This is a genomic window from Moorena sp. SIO2C4 (assembly GCF_010672485.1).
Lineage (GTDB): Bacteria > Cyanobacteriota > Cyanobacteriia > Cyanobacteriales > Coleofasciculaceae > Moorena > Moorena producens.
In genome coordinates this window covers 1-1,968 of the sequence record NZ_JAAHGN010001257.1, presented here as the reverse complement: position 1 = coordinate 1,968, position 1,968 = coordinate 1, and the positions used below count along the sequence as shown (strand labels likewise).

General features: G+C 45.2%; 4 protein-coding genes. 2 read left to right on the top strand and 2 right to left on the bottom strand.

The features are described 5' to 3' along the window. Positions 1-12: 12 nt before the first annotated feature. Positions 13-363: a hypothetical protein gene (locus F6K20_RS36320; RefSeq protein ID WP_287298066.1), complete on the bottom strand. Its 351-nt coding sequence runs from the start codon at positions 361-363 to the stop codon at positions 13-15. A gap of 39 nt (positions 364-402) precedes the next feature. On the opposite strand from F6K20_RS36320, the gene F6K20_RS36315 reads away from it, so the two are divergent. Further along, a complete protein-coding gene (locus F6K20_RS36315; protein WP_154659634.1) occupies positions 403-675 on the top strand; it encodes a hypothetical protein in 273 nt (90 codons plus the stop codon). A 265-nt stretch (positions 676-940) separates the two neighbouring features. Here F6K20_RS36315 and F6K20_RS36310 read toward each other — a convergent pair whose 3' ends face one another. Then, positions 941-1,387: a YraN family protein gene (locus tag F6K20_RS36310; RefSeq protein ID WP_287298064.1), complete on the bottom strand. Its 447-nt coding sequence runs from the start codon at positions 1,385-1,387 to the stop codon at positions 941-943. 41 nt (positions 1,388-1,428) lie between these two features. Between F6K20_RS36310 and F6K20_RS36305 the strand changes: the two genes are divergently transcribed. Continuing rightward, positions 1,429-1,776, top strand: coding sequence for a hypothetical protein (locus F6K20_RS36305; protein ID WP_008177776.1), 348 nt, complete (start codon positions 1,429-1,431; stop codon positions 1,774-1,776). Positions 1,777-1,968: the final 192 nt, after the last annotated feature.

The following is a 1,968-nucleotide window of genomic DNA, read 5'->3' as shown; positions in this document are numbered from 1 at the left end:
TCCTAGCAGTATTTAGCGGACGCTAATTTCTGTGGGGGCTTTTTGCCTAGGGTCCCAATACAGCAAGGGATCGGGAACTTGGAGCAAAGAAAGAGACTTAAGTTCCATCACCAGTTTGCCTTGGTAATTGACAAAGGTTTCAACATGAAACCGAAATGTTCCATCATCAAGTTTAGTTGAGCCAATTGCCTTTCTGGGTTGGGTTTGTGTCACGAACCCTGCCTGTGTAAATAAGTTATTGCTAGCTACATCAACTGGTTCGTAACTAGGACGCAGTAAAATCCCTGCCAAGAAGCACACTGGTAGGACAACTGCTAGTACCACAAAGGAATAAAAGTGAGTTTTACGGCGAGCGAGAATCATAGCATTTCCCTTTCAGGTCAGTCGTTTGGCCGAGATACGGTGAGCATTGCGTTCAGTCGGAAGAGTTTTGCCTCTCAACAGGCGAGTGGCAAACATCGGCCAGAAGGCAGTCACACCGGGAATGATCATAATGCGAAAGCCGATCGCCCATCCCTGGGCATTGGGATCCACCCGTTGCACGCCAAAGATGACGAAAGGAACCGCAAAAATCAAACCTGCGACCAGGTAGACGCGGAACAGTTTTATGATCCACTCGACCATAGCAATGGTGAGGCTTTCCATGTTTCTACTCTTGAGGAGTTATGGATATGATTCAGTTTATACCAAGCTATGATAATGGGTATCTGTTTCTTCTTTAAGATTAGGTAATACCGGAGAATCTGTCTGCCTGAAAAAATCGTATGTTTGTGACACTCCCACCTGGGAAGCCTCTCAAGGCTAGGTTTGTTGAGATAAAGGGCGCTGACTATACCAAGAAGCAAGTCCCGAAAAAATCAGGCAAAAGCAAGCCAAAAGGCAATGTTGATGATTAAGAAAAAATGAGCTAGCAGCAAAACCCAACCCCCAAACCGAGTAGCTAATCAAAAGCTGACTGCATGTAGTGTTGTAGCATCAGCTTATATCCTGCCACCAATACCGGTTGAGCTAGTTCAACTATCGGAAATTCGATCTCTTGATCTGCGGTTGTAGAGTGTAAAGGTTGGTTCAGGCACTGGCAACGGACAAGAGCAACATCAAATCGGCACGGTAAATCAGCTAAATCTGGATGTTCTGACAGAAATAACTCAGCTGTAAGCCGGAGTTTAGCTTGCTTTTGTGGTGTAATTGCTAGCATACCATCGGCATCCCAATTCCCTCGACTGCGAGTTTTAACCTCGACAAAATCCAATGCCACCGGGTTTCCTTTGGCAATTAGGTCAATCTCTCCCCATCGACAGCGCCAGCTATGGTTTAGGATGATCCAGCCTTGGCTTTGTAACCACCTAGCGACTAACTTCTCTCCCAGTTGCCCAACCTTAGCCATCGTATCATTGTAAAGTCAATTATATCACTGGTATCTTGATTATGATACTTGTAATCGTCATCAACATTATGCTCTCCCTCTTGTGTCTATACATTGCTTGCCAAGTTTGGCGATTGGGACAGTGGCTTTCATCTATCGCTAATCAGTTGGAAAGGGTTGAAGGCCGTATCTCTAAAACGTTACATAGTGCTCCCAAGGCAATTGTTCTTGGGCAAGTAGGTATTCATGGTTTAAGAGAGGAGTATCAACAATTACAGGTTAAGCTACACACACTCAAGCAAATTTTTCTACTGTTGGGTATGCTTCAAAAATTTGGAGGATTTAGGTGGCGCTTTAGTAATAAACCGATGAGCAAGAACAGCTTACTTCCTCAAAAGCGATCGCACTAGTATAGCACTACGCATTCAGATGTTTGACATTCCCAAACTACGAAACGTAAGTAATCGCTGACTTCTGACTTCTGACTTCGTTAGAGTCGATGCCTGGTATTACCCAGGGCACCTCTCCTTCAAATCTGGGCGTGCGACTTTCACCGCACCCAGCTCCTAGATATCCTGACCTTTCGGTCTGCTTCCGTGGAT